Source organism: Streptomyces sp. SirexAA-E (genome assembly GCF_000177195.2).
GTDB classification, from domain to species: Bacteria; Actinomycetota; Actinomycetes; order Streptomycetales; family Streptomycetaceae; genus Streptomyces; species Streptomyces flavovirens.
Genome location: NC_015953.1, coordinates 908,147 through 924,918, shown reverse-complemented (window position 1 = coordinate 924,918; position 16,772 = coordinate 908,147). Strand labels below are relative to the sequence as shown.

The following is a 16,772-nucleotide window of genomic DNA, read 5'->3' as shown; positions in this document are numbered from 1 at the left end:
GCGCACCGGCGCGGCCGTGACGCCTCACTCGCCCGACAGCACCGCCTGCGCCGCGAGCCGAGCCTCTTCGGCGGAGTCCGCCGCACGCGCGGCGGAGGCCGCACGCTCGCACTGCGCGAGTGTGTGCTTCGCCAGCGTCGCCCGGACGTAGGGGATGGACGCGGCACCCATCGACAAGGAGGTGACCCCGAGACCGGTCAGCACACAGGCCAGCAGCGGATCCGAGGCGGCCTCACCGCAGACACCGCAGCTCTTGCCCTCCGCGGCGGCGGCCTCGGCCGACAGCGCCACGAGGTCCAGCAGCGCGGGCTGCCACGGGTCCTGCAGCCGCGACACGGCACCGACCTGACGGTCGGCGGCGAAGGTGTACTGCGCCAGGTCGTTGGTGCCCAGCGACAGGAACTCCACCTCCTGCAGGATCGAACGCGCCCGCAGCGCGGCGGACGGAATCTCCACCATCGCACCGAACTTCGCCTGCAGTCCGGCCTCGCGGCAGGCGTCGGCGAACGCCTTGGCGTCGGCGCGGTCGGCCACCATGGGCGCCATGACCTCGAGGTAGACGGGGAGCCCCTGGGCGGCCTTGGAGAGCGCCGTCAGCTGCGTCCGCAGCACGTCGGGGTGGTCCAGCAGGCTGCGCAGACCCCGCACACCGAGTGCCGGGTTGGGCTCGTCCGCAGGAGTCAGGAAGTCCAGAGGCTTGTCCGCACCCGCGTCCAGCACCCGCACGACCACGCGCCCCTCGGGGAACGCCTCGAGCACGGCACGGTAGGCCGCGATCTGCTTCTCCTCGGACGGTGCCTGCTTGCTGTCGTCCAGGAACAGGAACTCCGTACGGAACAGCCCGACACCCTCGGCGCCGGCCTCCAGCGCCGCCGGGACGTCACCGGGTCCGCCCACGTTGGCCAGCAGCGGCACCTTGTGCCCGTCGGAGGTCGCACCGGGTCCGGTCACGGCGGACAGTGCGGCCTTGCGCGCCGCTGCGGCACTCCGCATCTCCGCGCGGCGGCCCTCGGCCGGCTCGACGAAGACCTCACCGCTGCTGCCGTCGACCGCGACGACCGTCCCCTCGGCGATCTCGCCCGCACCGGGAAGGGCCACCACGGCGGGCACCCCGAGCGCCCGCGCGAGGATGGCGCTGTGGCTGGTCGGCCCGCCCTCCTCGGTCACGAACCCGAGCACGAGCGCCGGGTCCAGCAGCGCCGTGTCGGCGGGCGCGAGGTCGCGCGCGATCAGCACGTACGGCTCGTCGCTGTCCGGGACACCGGGCATCGGCACACCGAGCAGCCGCGCCACGATCCGGTTGCGCACGTCGTCGAGGTCGGCGACGCGCCCCGCCAGGTACTCCCCGGCGTTGGCCAGGAGAGCCCGGTACGCCGCGAACGCGTCGTACACGCCGCGCTCCGCGGTGCTGCCGACGGCGATGCGTCGCTCCACATCGGCGATGAGCTCGGGATCCTGCGCCATCATGGCCTGGGCCTCGAGCACGTGCTGTGCCTCGCCCCCGGCCAGATTGCCCCGCGCGATCAGGTCGGCCGCCACAGCTTCCACGGCCTGGCGGGCACGCCCCTGTTCGCGCTCGGCCTCCTCCGCGGGAATCTGTTTGGCCGGCGGTTCGAGCACCGCCGTACCCATGTGCCGAACTTCGCCGATCGCCACACCGTGGCTCACGCCGACGCCTCGCAGCGTTGTCTCCATTTCACCCGTCTCCGATTGTGCGGCGGCTGTGCCACCGCGGTGTATGTCCAACTGGCTGTCGCTCCGTCTCCGGCGCTTCACCGCGCCGAGGGTGTCACTGCCAGCCGAACAGCGTCTCGCCGGCCTTGACCTCGCCGCTCTCACGTACCTCGGAGAGCGAGTCGGCGGTCGCCTCGAGAGCCACCACGGGACAGACGGGCGACTTGCCGGCCGCCTCGACCGCCGCCGGGTCCCACCGGACGACGGCCTGGCCCCGGGTGACCGTGTCCCCCTTGTTCACCAGCAGCTCGAAACCCTCGCCGTTGAGCTGCACCGTGTCGATCCCGAGGTGGGTCAGAACGCCGTGGCCCTGGTCGTCCACGACGACGAACGCGTGCGGGTGAAGGGAGACGATGATGCCGTCGACCGGCGACACGGCCTCGGACGGCTCGCGCACGGGATCGATCGCGGTACCGGGACCCACCATGGCTCCGGCGAACACGGGGTCCGGGACCTCGGTGAGTCCGATGGCACGACCGGCAAGAGGGGACGTCACTGTGGTCATGGGGGGCCTCCCAGGGGGTGGAGATATAGAGGTCGCCGCCGCAGCGGATGGAGGACGGCGTACTGATCAGCAGCGTAAGTCATACGAAGTCCCGGTTCCGCCCGAGACCTACCGCTTGACGGACCTAGCGACGCACCCAGAACGATTTGCCTCGACTCACAGGGGCCTGTACTGTCGTACCCCTGCCTGGCCCCATCACGACTCGTGAGTCGGGGCCGGCGGCGACTCCCAAGCACAGACCCTAACTCTGATCCGTGCTCCTGCATGCCCGCAGGACGTGGTCAAGGGAATAGCGAAAAGGCTGATAGAGTCGGACTCGCCGGAAAGGGAAACGCGAAAGCGAAGAACTGGAAAGCATGGTGGTGAATCAACCGCCGAGCAGGAACCCGCTTCGACCGGGAATCGGACACGAAAGAGTCTGATAGAGTCGGAAACGCAAGAACGAAGGGAAGCGCCCGGAGGGCCCCGGTGAAACGGGACCGAAGGAAGCGTCCGTTCCTTGAGAACTCAACAGCGTGCCAAAAGTCAACGCCAGATATGTTGATACCCCGGCCTGCTTCGGCAGGTTGGTGGTTCCTTTGAAAAGACCTGCCAGGCCCTTGGGTGCTGGTAGGCGAAACACAGCGAGGACGCTGTGAACGACCGGTCTTATTCCGACCTGGTCGTTCCGCTCTCGTGGTGTTCATCCCGATTACGGGAAAACATTCACGGAGAGTTTGATCCTGGCTCAGGACGAACGCTGGCGGCGTGCTTAACACATGCAAGTCGAACGATGAAGCCCTTCGGGGTGGATTAGTGGCGAACGGGTGAGTAACACGTGGGCAATCTGCCCTTCACTCTGGGACAAGCCCTGGAAACGGGGTCTAATACCGGATAACACTCTGTCCCGCATGGGACGGGGTTAAAAGCTCCGGCGGTGAAGGATGAGCCCGCGGCCTATCAGCTTGTTGGTGGGGTGATGGCCTACCAAGGCGACGACGGGTAGCCGGCCTGAGAGGGCGACCGGCCACACTGGGACTGAGACACGGCCCAGACTCCTACGGGAGGCAGCAGTGGGGAATATTGCACAATGGGCGAAAGCCTGATGCAGCGACGCCGCGTGAGGGATGACGGCCTTCGGGTTGTAAACCTCTTTCAGCAGGGAAGAAGCGAAAGTGACGGTACCTGCAGAAGAAGCGCCGGCTAACTACGTGCCAGCAGCCGCGGTAATACGTAGGGCGCAAGCGTTGTCCGGAATTATTGGGCGTAAAGAGCTCGTAGGCGGCTTGTCACGTCGGATGTGAAAGCCCGGGGCTTAACCCCGGGTCTGCATTCGATACGGGCTAGCTAGAGTGTGGTAGGGGAGATCGGAATTCCTGGTGTAGCGGTGAAATGCGCAGATATCAGGAGGAACACCGGTGGCGAAGGCGGATCTCTGGGCCATTACTGACGCTGAGGAGCGAAAGCGTGGGGAGCGAACAGGATTAGATACCCTGGTAGTCCACGCCGTAAACGTTGGGAACTAGGTGTTGGCGACATTCCACGTCGTCGGTGCCGCAGCTAACGCATTAAGTTCCCCGCCTGGGGAGTACGGCCGCAAGGCTAAAACTCAAAGGAATTGACGGGGGCCCGCACAAGCAGCGGAGCATGTGGCTTAATTCGACGCAACGCGAAGAACCTTACCAAGGCTTGACATATACCGGAAAGCATCAGAGATGGTGCCCCCCTTGTGGTCGGTATACAGGTGGTGCATGGCTGTCGTCAGCTCGTGTCGTGAGATGTTGGGTTAAGTCCCGCAACGAGCGCAACCCTTGTTCTGTGTTGCCAGCATGCCCTTCGGGGTGATGGGGACTCACAGGAGACTGCCGGGGTCAACTCGGAGGAAGGTGGGGACGACGTCAAGTCATCATGCCCCTTATGTCTTGGGCTGCACACGTGCTACAATGGCCGGTACAATGAGCTGCGAAGTCGTGAGGCGGAGCGAATCTCAAAAAGCCGGTCTCAGTTCGGATTGGGGTCTGCAACTCGACCCCATGAAGTCGGAGTTGCTAGTAATCGCAGATCAGCATTGCTGCGGTGAATACGTTCCCGGGCCTTGTACACACCGCCCGTCACGTCACGAAAGTCGGTAACACCCGAAGCCGGTGGCCCAACCCCTTGTGGGAGGGAGCTGTCGAAGGTGGGACTGGCGATTGGGACGAAGTCGTAACAAGGTAGCCGTACCGGAAGGTGCGGCTGGATCACCTCCTTTCTAAGGAGCACTTCTTACCCGGTTCGCTGGGTCAGAGGCCAGTACACCGGCGAATGTTCGGTGCTGGTTGCTCATGGGTGGAACGTTGACTATTCGGCACGATGAGCACGGTTTCGTTAGTACTGCTTCGGCGTGGAAAACGGGAACGGGTTGGTCGGGTCGGGCACGCTGTTGGGTATCTGAAGGTACGGGCTCGTTTGAGTCTGTCCCTTTGGTTGCCGGCCCCAGTGCACTCGTTCGTCAGAACGGGGTGATGGGTGGCTGGTCGTTGTTTGAGAACTGCACAGTGGACGCGAGCATCTGTGGCCAAGTTTTTAAGGGCGCACGGTGGATGCCTTGGCACCAGGAACCGATGAAGGACGTGGGAGGCCACGATAGTCCCCGGGGAGCTGTCAACCAAGCTTTGATCCGGGGGTTTCCGAATGGGGAAACCCGGCAGTCGTCATGGGCTGTCACCCGCTGCTGAACACATAGGCAGTGTGGAGGGAACGAGGGGAAGTGAAACATCTCAGTACCCTCAGGAAGAGAAAACAACCGTGATTCCGGGAGTAGTGGCGAGCGAAACTGGATGAGGCCAAACCGTATGCGTGTGATACCCGGCAGGGGTTGCGCATGCGGGGTTGTGGGATCTCTTTTTCACAGTCTGCCGGCTGTGAGGCGAGTCAGAAACCGTTGATGTAGGCGAAGGACATGCGAAAGGTCCGGCGTAGAGGGTAAGACCCCCGTAGCTGAAACATTAACGGCTCGTTTGAGAGACACCCAAGTAGCACGGGGCCCGAGAAATCCCGTGTGAATCTGGCGGGACCACCCGCTAAGCCTAAATATTCCCTGGTGACCGATAGCGGATAGTACCGTGAGGGAATGGTGAAAAGTACCGCGGGAGCGGAGTGAAATAGTACCTGAAACCGTGTGCCTACAAGCCGTGGGAGCGTCGCGCATCGAGCTTGCTCGGTGCGTCGTGACTGCGTGCCTTTTGAAGAATGAGCCTGCGAGTTAGCGGTGTGTAGCGAGGTTAACCCGTGTGGGGAAGCCGTAGCGAAAGCGAGTCCGAATAGGGCGTTTGAGTTGCACGCTCTAGACCCGAAGCGGAGTGATCTAGCCATGGGCAGGTTGAAGCGGAGGTAAGACTTCGTGGAGGACCGAACCCACCAGGGTTGAAAACCTGGGGGATGACCTGTGGTTAGGGGTGAAAGGCCAATCAAACTCCGTGATAGCTGGTTCTCCCCGAAATGCATTTAGGTGCAGCGTCGTGTGTTTCTTGCCGGAGGTAGAGCACTGGATAGGCGATGGGCCCTACCGGGTTACTGACCTTAGCCAAACTCCGAATGCCGGTAAGTGAGAGCGCGGCAGTGAGACTGTGGGGGATAAGCTCCATGGTCGAGAGGGAAACAGCCCAGAGCATCGACTAAGGCCCCTAAGCGTACGCTAAGTGGGAAAGGATGTGGAGTCGCAGAGACAACCAGGAGGTTGGCTTAGAAGCAGCCACCCTTGAAAGAGTGCGTAATAGCTCACTGGTCAAGTGATTCCGCGCCGACAATGTAGCGGGGCTCAAGCGTACCGCCGAAGTCGTGTCATTCATACACATATCCTCAACGGGAGTATGGATGGGTAGGGGAGCGTCGTGTGCCGGGTGAAGCAGCCGCGGAAGCGAGTTGTGGACGGTTCACGAGTGAGAATGCAGGCATGAGTAGCGATACACACGTGAGAAACGTGTGCGCCGATTGACTAAGGGTTCCTGGGTCAAGCTGATCTGCCCAGGGTAAGTCGGGACCTAAGGCGAGGCCGACAGGCGTAGTCGATGGACAACCGGTTGATATTCCGGTACCCGCTTTGAAACGCCCAGTACTGAATCAGGCGATGCTAAGTCCGTGAAGCCGGCCCGATCTCTTCGGAGTTGAGGGTAGTGGTGGAGCCGATGAACCAGACTTGTAGTAGGTAAGCGATGGGGTGACGCAGGAAGGTAGTCCAGCCCGGGCGGTGGTTGTCCCGGGGTAAGGGTGTAGGACGCACGGTAGGCAAATCCGTCGTGCATATAGTCTGAGACCTGATGCCGAGCCGATTGTGGTGAAGTGGATGATCCTATGCTGTCGAGAAAAGCCTCTAGCGAGTTTCATGGCGGCCCGTACCCTAAACCGACTCAGGTAGTCAGGTAGAGAATACCGAGGCGTTCGGGTGAACTATGGTTAAGGAACTCGGCAAAATGCCCCCGTAACTTCGGGAGAAGGGGGGCCATCACTGGTGAGGGGACTTGCTTCCTGAGCTGGGGGTGGCCGCAGAGACCAGCGAGAAGCGACTGTTTACTAAAAACACAGGTCCGTGCGAAGCCGTAAGGCGATGTATACGGACTGACGCCTGCCCGGTGCTGGAACGTTAAGGGGACCGGTTAGTGCACTTTCGGGTGTGCGAAGCTGAGAACTTAAGCGCCAGTAAACGGCGGTGGTAACTATAACCATCCTAAGGTAGCGAAATTCCTTGTCGGGTAAGTTCCGACCTGCACGAATGGCGTAACGACTTCTCGACTGTCTCAACCATAGGCCCGGTGAAATTGCACTACGAGTAAAGATGCTCGTTTCGCGCAGCAGGACGGAAAGACCCCGGGACCTTTACTATAGTTTGATATTGGTGTTCGGTTCGGCTTGTGTAGGATAGGTGGGAGACTTTGAAGCAGCCACGCCAGTGGTTGTGGAGTCGCCGTTGAAATACCACTCTGGTCGTGCTGGATGTCTAACCTGGGTCCGTGATCCGGATCAGGGACAGTGTCTGATGGGTAGTTTAACTGGGGCGGTTGCCTCCTAAAGAGTAACGGAGGCGCCCAAAGGTTCCCTCAGCCTGGTTGGCAATCAGGTGTTGAGTGTAAGTGCACAAGGGAGCTTGACTGTGAGACCGACGGGTCGAGCAGGGACGAAAGTCGGGACTAGTGATCCGGCAGTGGCTTGTGGAAGCGCTGTCGCTCAACGGATAAAAGGTACCCCGGGGATAACAGGCTGATCTTCCCCAAGAGTCCATATCGACGGGATGGTTTGGCACCTCGATGTCGGCTCGTCGCATCCTGGGGCTGGAGTCGGTCCCAAGGGTTGGGCTGTTCGCCCATTAAAGCGGTACGCGAGCTGGGTTTAGAACGTCGTGAGACAGTTCGGTCCCTATCCGCTGTGCGCGTAGGAATATTGAGAAGGGCTGTCCCTAGTACGAGAGGACCGGGACGGACGAACCTCTGGTGTGCCAGTTGTCCTGCCAAGGGCATGGCTGGTTGGCTACGTTCGGAAAGGATAACCGCTGAAAGCATCTAAGCGGGAAGCCTGCTTCGAGATGAGTATTCCCACCACCTTGAGTGGTTAAGGCTCCCAGTAGACGACTGGGTTGATAGGCCAGATGTGGAAGCCCGGTAACGGGTGGAGCTGACTGGTACTAATAGGCCGAGGGCTTGTCCTCAGTTGCTCGCGTCCACTGTGTTGGTTCTGAAATAACGAACTGCCGTGTTTTCTCCGGTGTTGGTTAATTTCATAGTGTTTCGGTGGTCATTGCGTTAGGGAAACGCCCGGTTACATTCCGAACCCGGAAGCTAAGCCTTTCAGCGCCGATGGTACTGCAGGGGGGACCCTGTGGGAGAGTAGGACGCCGCCGAACTATTATTCCGGGAAAGCCCCGTGCCCTTGTGGCACGGGGCTTTTCTGCGTTTCCCCCTCCGGAGACCGCATCCGACGGTCCCCCTTCCCCTTGTCCTCGCCACCCCCATGCGTCTGCCGGCACGGGCTGAGGGTAGGGTCATGGGGCATCATCGGCACATTCTTCACAGGAGGCCCCCGGGTGGAGGTCCAGGAGACTCGAGTTCAGACGGACCGAGTACTCACCATCCCCAACATCCTCAGCATGGCTCGCCTCGTCGGCGTACCACTCTTCCTGTGGCTGATCCTCCGCCCCGTGTTCGGAGGCCCCAACAGCGACGGCTGGGCCCTGCTGGTGCTGATGCTGAGCGGCGTTAGCGACTACCTCGACGGCAAGCTCGCTCGCAAGTGGAACCAGATCAGCAGCCTCGGGCGACTCCTGGACCCGGCGGCCGACCGCCTGTACATCCTGTCGACGCTCGTCGGACTCACCTGGCGGGAGATCCTCCCCCTCTGGCTCACCGCGGCGCTGCTCGCCAGGGAGCTGATGCTGCTCGTCATGGTCGGAATCCTCCGCCGTCACGGCTATCCGCCGCCGCAGGTCAACTTCCTCGGTAAAGCTGCAACCTTCAACCTGATGTACGCCTTCCCCTTGTTGCTGCTCAGCGACGGAAGTGGTTGGCTGGCATCGCTGGGCGCCATTTTCGGATGGGCGTTCGCAGGATGGGGTACAACCCTCTATTGGTGGGCAGGGATCCTGTATGTGGTCCAAGTCCGCCGACTCGTCAAGGCGGACGTAGTAGCCGATTAGCTCGTTGATGCGGTGCCGTGCAGTGTCGCCGGCACGCAGCGGATGCTGAGGTTTTCCCCGACGGGTGAAGTCGGCTGGACCGTCGTCTCTCAAGGAGGACGTTACCGACATGAAGGCCGTCGTGATGGCAGGTGGCGAAGGCACACGTCTTCGCCCCATGACCTCGAGCATGCCCAAGCCACTCCTGCCGGTTGCCAACCGGCCCATCATGGAGCATGTGCTGAAGCTGCTCAAGCGTCATGGGCTCAACGAGACCGTGGTGACCGTACAGTTCCTCGCCTCGCTCGTGAAGAATTACTTCGGCGACGGCGAAGAACTCGGCATGGAGCTCAGCTACGCCAATGAGGAGAAGCCACTCGGTACCGCCGGAAGCGTGAAGAACGCCGAGGACGCCCTGAAGGACGACACCTTCCTGGTCATTTCCGGCGACGCTCTTACCGACTTCGATCTGACCGATCTCATCGCCTTCCACAAGGAAAAGGGGGCGCTGGTCACGGTCTGTCTGACACGGGTCCCCAATCCATTGGAATTCGGGATCACGATCGTCGACGAAGAGGGCAAGGTCGAACGCTTCCTGGAGAAGCCGACCTGGGGCCAGGTCTTCTCCGACACGGTCAACACCGGCATCTACGTCATGGAACCCGAGGTCTTCGACTACGTCCAGGCCGACACCTCCGTGGACTGGTCCGGTGACGTCTTCCCCCAGCTCATGAAGGACGGGAAGCCGATCTACGGCTACATCGCCGAGGGCTACTGGGAAGACGTGGGCACTCACGAGAGCTATGTGAAGGCCCAGGCCGACGTGCTGGAACGCAAGGTCGACGTCGAGCTGGACGGCTTCGAGATCTCCCCCGGTGTCTGGGTCGCCGAAGGCGCGGAGGTCCACCCCGACGCCGTGCTCCGCGGACCCCTGTACATCGGGGACTACGCGAAGATCGAAGCCGGGGCCGAAATCCGCGAGCACACGGTCGTGGGATCCAACGTGGTCGTCAAGTCCGGTGCCTTCCTGCACCGGGCGGTCGTCCACGACAACGTGTACGTCGGCCAGCAGAGCAATCTCCGCGGCTGCGTGATCGGCAAGAACACGGACGTCATGCGGGCGGCCCGGATCGAGGACGGCGCCGTCATCGGCGACGAGTGTCTGATCGGTGAAGAATCGATCATCCAGGGCAACGTCAGGGTCTACCCGTTCAAGACCATCGAGGCCGGTGCCTTCGTCAACACCTCGGTGATCTGGGAGTCCCGCGGCCAGGCCCACCTCTTCGGCACGCGCGGTGTCTCCGGGATCCTGAACGTCGAGATCACCCCCGAACTGGCCGTCCGACTCGCGGGCGCCTATGCCACCACCCTGAAGAAGGGCTCGACGGTCACCACGGCCCGTGACCACTCCCGAGGTGCCCGCGCGCTCAAGAGGGCGGTGATCTCCGCCTTGCAGACCAGCGCCATCGACGTCCGTGACCTGGAGAACGTGCCGCTGCCGGTCGCCCGTCAGCAGACCGCGCGGGGCAGCGCCGGCGGCATCATGATCCGCACGTCGCCGGGGGTGCCCGACTCGGTCGACATCATGTTCTTCGACGAGCGGGGCGCCGACCTCTCCCAGGCCCGTCAGCGGAAGCTCGACCGGGTCTACGCCCGTCAGGAGTACCGCAGGGCGTTCCCCGGAGAGATCGGGGACCTGCACTTCCCGTCCAGCGTCTTCGACTCGTACACGGGCTCCCTGCTCCGCAACGTCGACACCGAGGGCATCGCGGACGCGGGCCTCAAGGTCGTCGTGGACGCCTCCAACGGCAGCGCGGGGCTTGTTCTGCCCAGCCTCCTCGGGAGGCTCGGCGTGGACGCGCTGACCATCAACCCCGGCCTCGACGAGTCCCGGCCCACCGAGTCCGCCGAGACCCGCAGGGCGGGCCTGGTCCGGCTCGGCGAGATCGTCTCGTCCGCGCGGGCGGCCTTCGGGGTGCGCTTCGACCCCGTCGGCGAGCGGCTCTCCCTCGTCGACGAGCGAGGACGCATCATCGAGGACGACAGGGCCCTGCTGGTCATGCTCGACCTCGTGGCCGCCGAGCGGCGCAGCGGCCGTGTCGCCCTGCCGGTGACCACCACACGCGTCGCCGAGCAGGTCGCCGCCTACCACGGCACCCAGGTGGAGTGGACGACCACCTCCCCCGACGACCTGACGCGGGTCGGCCGCGAGGACACCACCATCTTCGGCGGGGACGGGCGCGGCGGCTTCATCGTTCCCGAGTTCAGCAGTGTCTTCGACGGTGCGGCCGCGTTCGTCCGGCTCATCGGGCTGGTGGCCAGGACGCAGCTCACGCTCAGCCAGATCGATGCCCGTATCCCGCGCGCCCATGTGCTGCGCCGGGATCTGGCCACGCCGTGGGCGGTCAAGGGGCTCGTCATGCGCCGGGTCGTCGAGGCGGCCGGAGACCGCAACGTGGACATCACCGACGGCGTCCGCGTGGTCGAGACCGACGGCAGGTGGGTCATGGTGCTGCCCGACCCGTCGGAGGCCGTGACGCACCTGTGGGCCGAAGGCCCTGACGACGCCTCCGCCCAGGCGCTGCTCGACGAATGGGCCGCGGTCGTGGACAGCGCGGGGGACTGACCCCGGGCACCACCACCCACGCCCGCCGGAAGGGAAGCCGCTTACCGCGGCTTCCCTTCCGGCGGTGGGGCCATTCGGCGGCAGTCGCCATGACGTGCGACGATGTGCGGCATGTCGCAGCCGCCCCCCGATCGGAGTAGCGCACCGCCGCCTCCTCGCCCCGACGCGTCCATGTCGCTGCTGACCACGGTCATGGAGCACAGCCTCGACGAGGGGTACGCCGAGGCCTCCGCCCGGCGTGAGGCCGAGGGCCGGGCAGGCATGCCCCGCACGCTCAAGGCGAAACTGGGCCTCGCGGCCGGTCTCGTCCTGGCCGCCCTCGTGGTGACCCTGGGGGCGGCCGAGGCACGGGTGGCCGCACCGGTCGTCGCCAAGGAGCGCGAGGAGCTGATCGACCGCGTCAACGCGGAGACCGCGAAGGCCGACACGCTGGAGGCCGACGTAGAGGAACTGCGCAAGGACGTCGGTGAACGTCAGCGCAAGGCACTCGAGGAGCACGGCGGGGACCAAGGGGGCCTGGTCGCCCTGCTGTCGGGGGCGACGGCCGTCGAAGGTCCGGGGATCAAGCTGGTCGTCGACGACGCCGAGGACACCGACCAAGGCGGCGGCGGACCCCGGGAGTCGACCGGCTTCGCCGACACCGGGCGGGTACGCGACCGCGACATGCAGCGGGTCGTCAACGGCCTGTGGCAGTCCGGGGCCGAGGCGGTCGCCATCAACGGACAGCGGCTGACAGCCCTCTCCGCCATCCGCGCGGCCGGCGACGCCATACTGGTCGACAACAGGCCTCTGGTGCCGCCCTATACGGTGCTGGCGGTGGGGGACGCCGCACGGCTCGCCTCCGCGTTCCGGGACAGCGCGGACGGCCAGTACCTCCAGGCACTGCGTGAGAGCTTCGACATCCGCACCAGCATCTCCGAGCAGAAGCAGGTGCGCCTGCCGGCCGCGCCGAGCCTGATCGTACGTACAGCAGAGCCTCGGGCCGCAGACACGGGAAGTGGTGCGGCAGACACAGGGAAGGGCACATCGTGATCGCCGTACTGGGCCTCGTCGTGGGAGTCGTGGTCGGACTGTTGGTCCGGCCCGAAGTGCCGGCGGTGGTCGAGCCCTACCTGCCGATCGCCGTCGTCGCCGCGCTCGACGCCGTCTTCGGCGGCCTGCGCGCCATGCTCGACGGGATCTTCGTGGACAAGGTCTTCGTGGTCTCGTTCCTGTCGAACGTCGTGGTGGCCGCCCTCATCGTGTTCCTCGGCGACAAGCTCGGGGTCGGTGCCCAGCTCTCCACGGGCGTGGTGGTCGTCCTCGGTATCCGTATCTTCTCCAACGCTGCGGCCATCCGCCGCCACGTCTTCCGGGCCTGAGGCCGATGACCAACGAAGAGCATCCGCACATCCCTGGACGCGGCGCGCTGCCGCCCGAAGTGCCCATGCCGCCGCCCGCGGCCGCGCAGGCGCCGAAGGACGCGTCGGACGGGCGCCGGCGCCTGCTGGCGGGCCTCTGGCCTCCCCGGGTCACCAGGGCCCAACTCGTCGTGGCACTGCTGTTGTTCGTCCTCGGCCTGGGCCTGGCCATCCAGGTCAGGTCCAACAGCGACAACAGCGCCCTGCGCGGCGCTCGCCAGGAGGACCTGGTCCGCATCCTCGACGAGCTCGACAACCGGACCCAGCGTCTGGAGGACGAGAAGCAACGCCTCGACGACCAGCGCAAGGAGCTGGAGAACAGCTCAGACCAGGCGGAGGAGGCCCGTAAGCAGACGCTGGAGAAGGAGCGTCAGCTCGGCGTCCTCGCCGGTACCGTGGCGGCCCACGGACCGGGCATCACCCTGACCGTCGAGGACCCCTCGGGCGCTGTGAAGGCCGACATGCTCCTGGACGCCGTCCAGGAGCTGCGCGCCGCGGGAGCCGAGGCGATCGAGGTCAACGGTGTGCGGGTGGTGGCCGATACATACTTCTCCGGTGACGGGGGAGAGCTGAGCGTCGACGGCCGCAGGATCCGGGCCCCGTACGCGTTCAAGGTCATCGGCAAGCCGCAGGACCTGGAGCCGGCTCTCAACATTCCGGGCGGAGTGGTGCAGACGTTGGAGAAGGAACAGGCCACCGCGGAGGTGACCCGCTCCGACGACATCGTCGTCGACGCCTTGCGACCTGCGAAGCAGCCTGACTACGCTCGGTCGTCGTCACAGTGAGGCCGTCGCGTGCGGCGCTCGGAGGACACGGGGGAGAGGTAGCGGGGGGTCGCCGCATCGGATCGGTGACCTGTGGTGGAAACTGTCGGGTGGATACGGACGTTGTGAGGGTGTCCGGGTCGGCAGGTGTGTTCGTTCAGGGTTCGTCCTGCCCCACGGGCGGGTCTATTTCGGTCAAGGGGAAACGCCCGTGAAGTTTTTTGCGAAGTTGTTCGGAAAGAGTTCCCGCGAGGACAGCAACAGCGCTGCTCGCCACCGCGCTCCGCGGGACGGCCAGGGAGCCGACGAGCAGGGTGCCGAGCGCCCGCTCTTCCGCGACGAGGTGCAGGGAGGTCCCGCCGGCGGGACCGGCGCGTCGTCCGTTGACCCCCACGGTGCCGGACGCATAGGTTTCGGGGATTCAGCGACCTCGGGTACGGGTGGAGGATTCGCCTCCGCCTCGGAGGGTTCGTCCATGTCGGTATGTACGAGGTGCGGTCACCGCAATGCCGCGGACAGCCGGTTCTGCTCCAACTGCGGCGCGCCGCTGAGGGGCGGAGTGCCCGAGCGTGCCTCGGAGACGACCTCGACCATCTCGATCTCCGGCATCGAGGCGTACGAGGCCGAGGCGACGGGCCAGACGGCTCTGCCCTCCCTCTCACCCGAGGCACAGGCCGCCGTCGATGCCCTGCCGGCCGGTTCGGCGCTCCTGGTGGTGCGCCGTGGCCCCAACTCCGGCAGCCGATTCCTGCTGGACAGCGACCTGACCACGGCCGGCCGCCACCCGCAGAGCGACATCTTCCTCGACGACGTGACCGTGTCGCGGCGCCACGTGGAGTTCCACAGGAGCCCGGACGGTAGCTTCACGGTGGGGGACGTCGGCAGTCTCAACGGCACCTACGTCAACCGCGAGCGCATCGATTCCGTCGCGCTGACCAACGGCGACGAGGTCCAGATCGGTAAGTACCGGCTGGTCTTCTACGCGAGCCAGCGGAGCGCGTGACCCTCCCCCGGACTCTGTCCGGGGGGACCCCAGGAAGGTCCATGCTGCGAACACCCACAGGCGGTGCCGGCCACGGCACCGCCGCCGCGGACGAACGCGCCATGAGCATCGGCACCGTGCTGCTGCGCCTGCGCGACGAGTTCCCCGAAGTCACCATCTCCAAGATCCGCTTCCTGGAGGCCGAGGGGCTCGTCGAGCCGCAGCGGACACCCGCCGGGTACCGCAAGTTCAGCCCGGCGGACGTCGACCGGCTGGCACAGGTGCTGCGGATGCAGCGGGACCACTACCTTCCGCTCAAGGTCATCAGGGAGCATCTGGACGCCCTCGCCAGGGGCGAGCGCGTCTCGCTCACCCCTGCCGGGCAGGGGGAGATCGCCGACGGCGTCTGGGACCAGGACCGCGAACAGGCCACGGCCGCCAGAATCGGCCGCTCGGAGCTTCTCGCCACCGCGGAGGTCACCGAGGACCAGCTCACCGAGTGGGAGTCCTACGGGCTGATCTCGGCCGGTCCCGGAGGCAGCTACGAGGCCGAGGCGGTGACCGTGGCGCGGCTCGTCGCCGACCTGGGCCGGTTCGGTCTGGAACCCCGGCATCTGCGGGCCGTCCGAGCCGCCGCCGAGCGTGAGGCCGGGTTGGTCGAACAGGTGGTCGCGCCCCTGCGCCGGCACAGGAATCCGCAGACCAGAGCCCATGCGGAGGCCACCGCGAAGGAGCTCGCCGAGCTGTCGGTGCGACTGCACGCCGCGCTCGTGCAGACGGCCCTGAAGGTGCGTTTCCACTGACCGTGGAGGAGCCCGACTATCCAAACACCTCGGGCACGTCCTAGGGTTGCTGTGTGAACGAGCTCGACGTTGTGGGTGTCCGGGTGGAAATGCCTTCCAACCAACCGATCGTGCTCCTGCGTGAAGTGGGAGGCGACCGGTACCTCCCGATCTGGATCGGCCCTGGTGAAGCGACCGCGATCGCCTTCGCCCAGCAGGGCATGGCTCCGGCCAGGCCGCTGACCCATGATCTCTTCAAGGATGTGCTCGAGGCCGTCGGCCAGGAGCTCACCGAGGTCCGTATCACGGACCTCAGAGAAGGGGTCTTCTACGCGGAGCTGGTCTTCGCCAGTGGGGTCGAGGTGAGCGCGAGGCCGTCCGACGCCATAGCGCTCGCCCTGCGCACCGGCACGCCGATCTACGGCAGTGACGGGGTGCTGGACGACGCGGGTATCGCCATCCCGGACGAGCAGGAGGACGAGGTGGAGAAGTTCCGCGAGTTCCTCGACCAGATCTCGCCGGAGGACTTCGACACCAACAGTCAGTGAGCGTGGCGCGGGCCGCCGTCAGCGCATCCGAGAAGCCGTTCCCCGCCACGAGTCACGGGAAACCACCCTCAGGGTGATTATCACTCGGCGTGCCGAGTGTGGCGATCGTTGACGCACCCCTGGTGACTGCCTACCTTCGAGATGGCAGGTCAAGGACGGAGGTCGGCGTGAGAAGCAGCGGCGACGGTACGGCTGCGGGTGGGTTGTACCGGCAGCACGGCAGTGCGGCCGACCAGACCATCAGACAGCCGGTGAAACCGGCGGTAGTGGTGGCGGACGGTGTGACAACGGCGGAGGGCATCGGCTACCGGGGGCCGACGGCGTGTGCGGCGGCCGGGATCACCTACCGGCAGCTGGACTACTGGGCGCGCACGGGGCTCGTGGAGCCGAGCGTACGTCCGGCGTACGGGTCGGGGACGCAGCGCCTCTACAGTTTCCGGGACGTGGTGCTCCTCAAGATCGTCAAGCGGTTCCTGGACACGGGTGTCGCTCTGCAGAACATCCGCACCACGGTCCAGCACCTCAGGGCGCGTGGGTTCACCGATCTGGAGCGGATGACCCTCATGAGCGACGGCGCGACGGTCTACGAGTGTTCTTCGCCCGACGAGGTGGTGAGCCTCCTCCAGGGGGGCCAGGGGGTCTTCGGGATCGCCGTCGGCGTCGTCTGGCGGGACGTGGACGCGGCCCTCTCCCAGCTCCACGGGGAGCGGGTCGACACGGGGGAGACGCTGATCGGCCACAACCCCACCGACGAGCTGGCGCGGCGGCGCAACCGCGCGGGCTGAGGCGTGTGCCCGGTGCCTCACCGG

General features: G+C 65.1%; 11 protein-coding genes and 3 rRNA genes. 12 read left to right on the top strand and 2 right to left on the bottom strand.

All coding sequences use genetic code 11. The features are described from left to right. Positions 1–24 precede the first annotated feature (24 nt). Together ptsP and SACTE_RS03930 are read right to left on the bottom strand one after the other, a co-directional pair. Positions 25–1,695 carry a phosphoenolpyruvate--protein phosphotransferase gene (gene ptsP / locus SACTE_RS03935; RefSeq protein ID WP_014044733.1) on the bottom strand — a complete coding sequence of 557 codons (1,671 nt, stop codon included), beginning with the start codon at positions 1,693–1,695 and terminating at the stop codon, positions 25–27. Between the two features lie 94 nt (positions 1,696–1,789). Beyond that, positions 1,790–2,239 carry a PTS glucose transporter subunit IIA gene (locus SACTE_RS03930; RefSeq protein WP_014044732.1) on the bottom strand — a complete coding sequence of 150 codons (450 nt, stop codon included), beginning with the start codon at positions 2,237–2,239 and terminating at the stop codon, positions 1,790–1,792. 704 nt (positions 2,240–2,943) lie between these two features. Here SACTE_RS03930 and SACTE_RS03925 point away from each other — a divergent pair. From SACTE_RS03925 to SACTE_RS03870, 12 genes are all read left to right on the top strand, one after another. Next, positions 2,944–4,469: ribosomal RNA gene (locus tag SACTE_RS03925) — 16S ribosomal RNA — on the top strand. A 304-nt stretch (positions 4,470–4,773) separates the two neighbouring features. Continuing rightward, positions 4,774–7,898, top strand: a 23S ribosomal RNA gene (locus SACTE_RS03920). A 78-nt stretch (positions 7,899–7,976) separates the two neighbouring features. After that, positions 7,977–8,093, top strand: a 5S ribosomal RNA gene (rrf, locus tag SACTE_RS03915). Together the 16S, 23S and 5S rRNA genes form the textbook arrangement of a ribosomal RNA operon. A 180-nt stretch (positions 8,094–8,273) precedes the next feature. Continuing rightward, positions 8,274–8,882 carry a CDP-alcohol phosphatidyltransferase family protein gene (locus SACTE_RS03910; protein WP_014044731.1) on the top strand — a complete coding sequence of 203 codons (609 nt, stop codon included), beginning with the start codon at positions 8,274–8,276 and terminating at the stop codon, positions 8,880–8,882. A gap of 109 nt (positions 8,883–8,991) precedes the next feature. Then, positions 8,992–11,487, top strand: coding sequence for a mannose-1-phosphate guanyltransferase (locus SACTE_RS03905; RefSeq protein WP_014044730.1), 2,496 nt, complete (start codon positions 8,992–8,994; stop codon positions 11,485–11,487). Between the two features lie 111 nt (positions 11,488–11,598). After that, entirely contained in the window at positions 11,599–12,519 is a 921-nt protein-coding gene (locus tag SACTE_RS03900) for a DUF881 domain-containing protein (RefSeq protein ID WP_176724355.1), read from the top strand. Beyond that, entirely contained in the window at positions 12,516–12,848 is a 333-nt protein-coding gene (locus tag SACTE_RS03895; protein WP_003970459.1) for a small basic family protein, read from the top strand. The genes SACTE_RS03900 and SACTE_RS03895 overlap by 4 nt, the downstream gene beginning before the upstream one ends. 5 nt (positions 12,849–12,853) lie before the next feature. Beyond that, positions 12,854–13,672, top strand: a complete 819-nt coding sequence (locus SACTE_RS03890) for a DUF881 domain-containing protein (RefSeq protein ID WP_014044728.1) — start codon at positions 12,854–12,856, stop codon at positions 13,670–13,672. Positions 13,673–13,733: 61 nt separating this feature from the next. Next, positions 13,734–14,654 (top strand): FHA domain-containing protein, encoded by a 921-nt coding sequence (locus SACTE_RS03885; RefSeq protein ID WP_176724356.1) that lies wholly within the window; start codon positions 13,734–13,736, stop codon positions 14,652–14,654. 41 nt (positions 14,655–14,695) lie between these two features. Continuing rightward, a complete protein-coding gene (locus SACTE_RS03880) occupies positions 14,696–15,436 on the top strand; it encodes a MerR family transcriptional regulator (RefSeq protein WP_014044726.1) in 741 nt (246 codons plus the stop codon). Between the two features lie 53 nt (positions 15,437–15,489). Then, positions 15,490–15,963, top strand: a complete 474-nt coding sequence (locus SACTE_RS03875; protein WP_014044725.1) for a bifunctional nuclease family protein — start codon at positions 15,490–15,492, stop codon at positions 15,961–15,963. Between the two features lie 167 nt (positions 15,964–16,130). Continuing rightward, on the top strand, positions 16,131–16,748 hold the full coding sequence (locus tag SACTE_RS03870; protein WP_014044724.1) for a MerR family transcriptional regulator: 618 nt from the start codon (positions 16,131–16,133) through the stop codon (positions 16,746–16,748). Positions 16,749–16,772 lie beyond the last annotated feature (24 nt).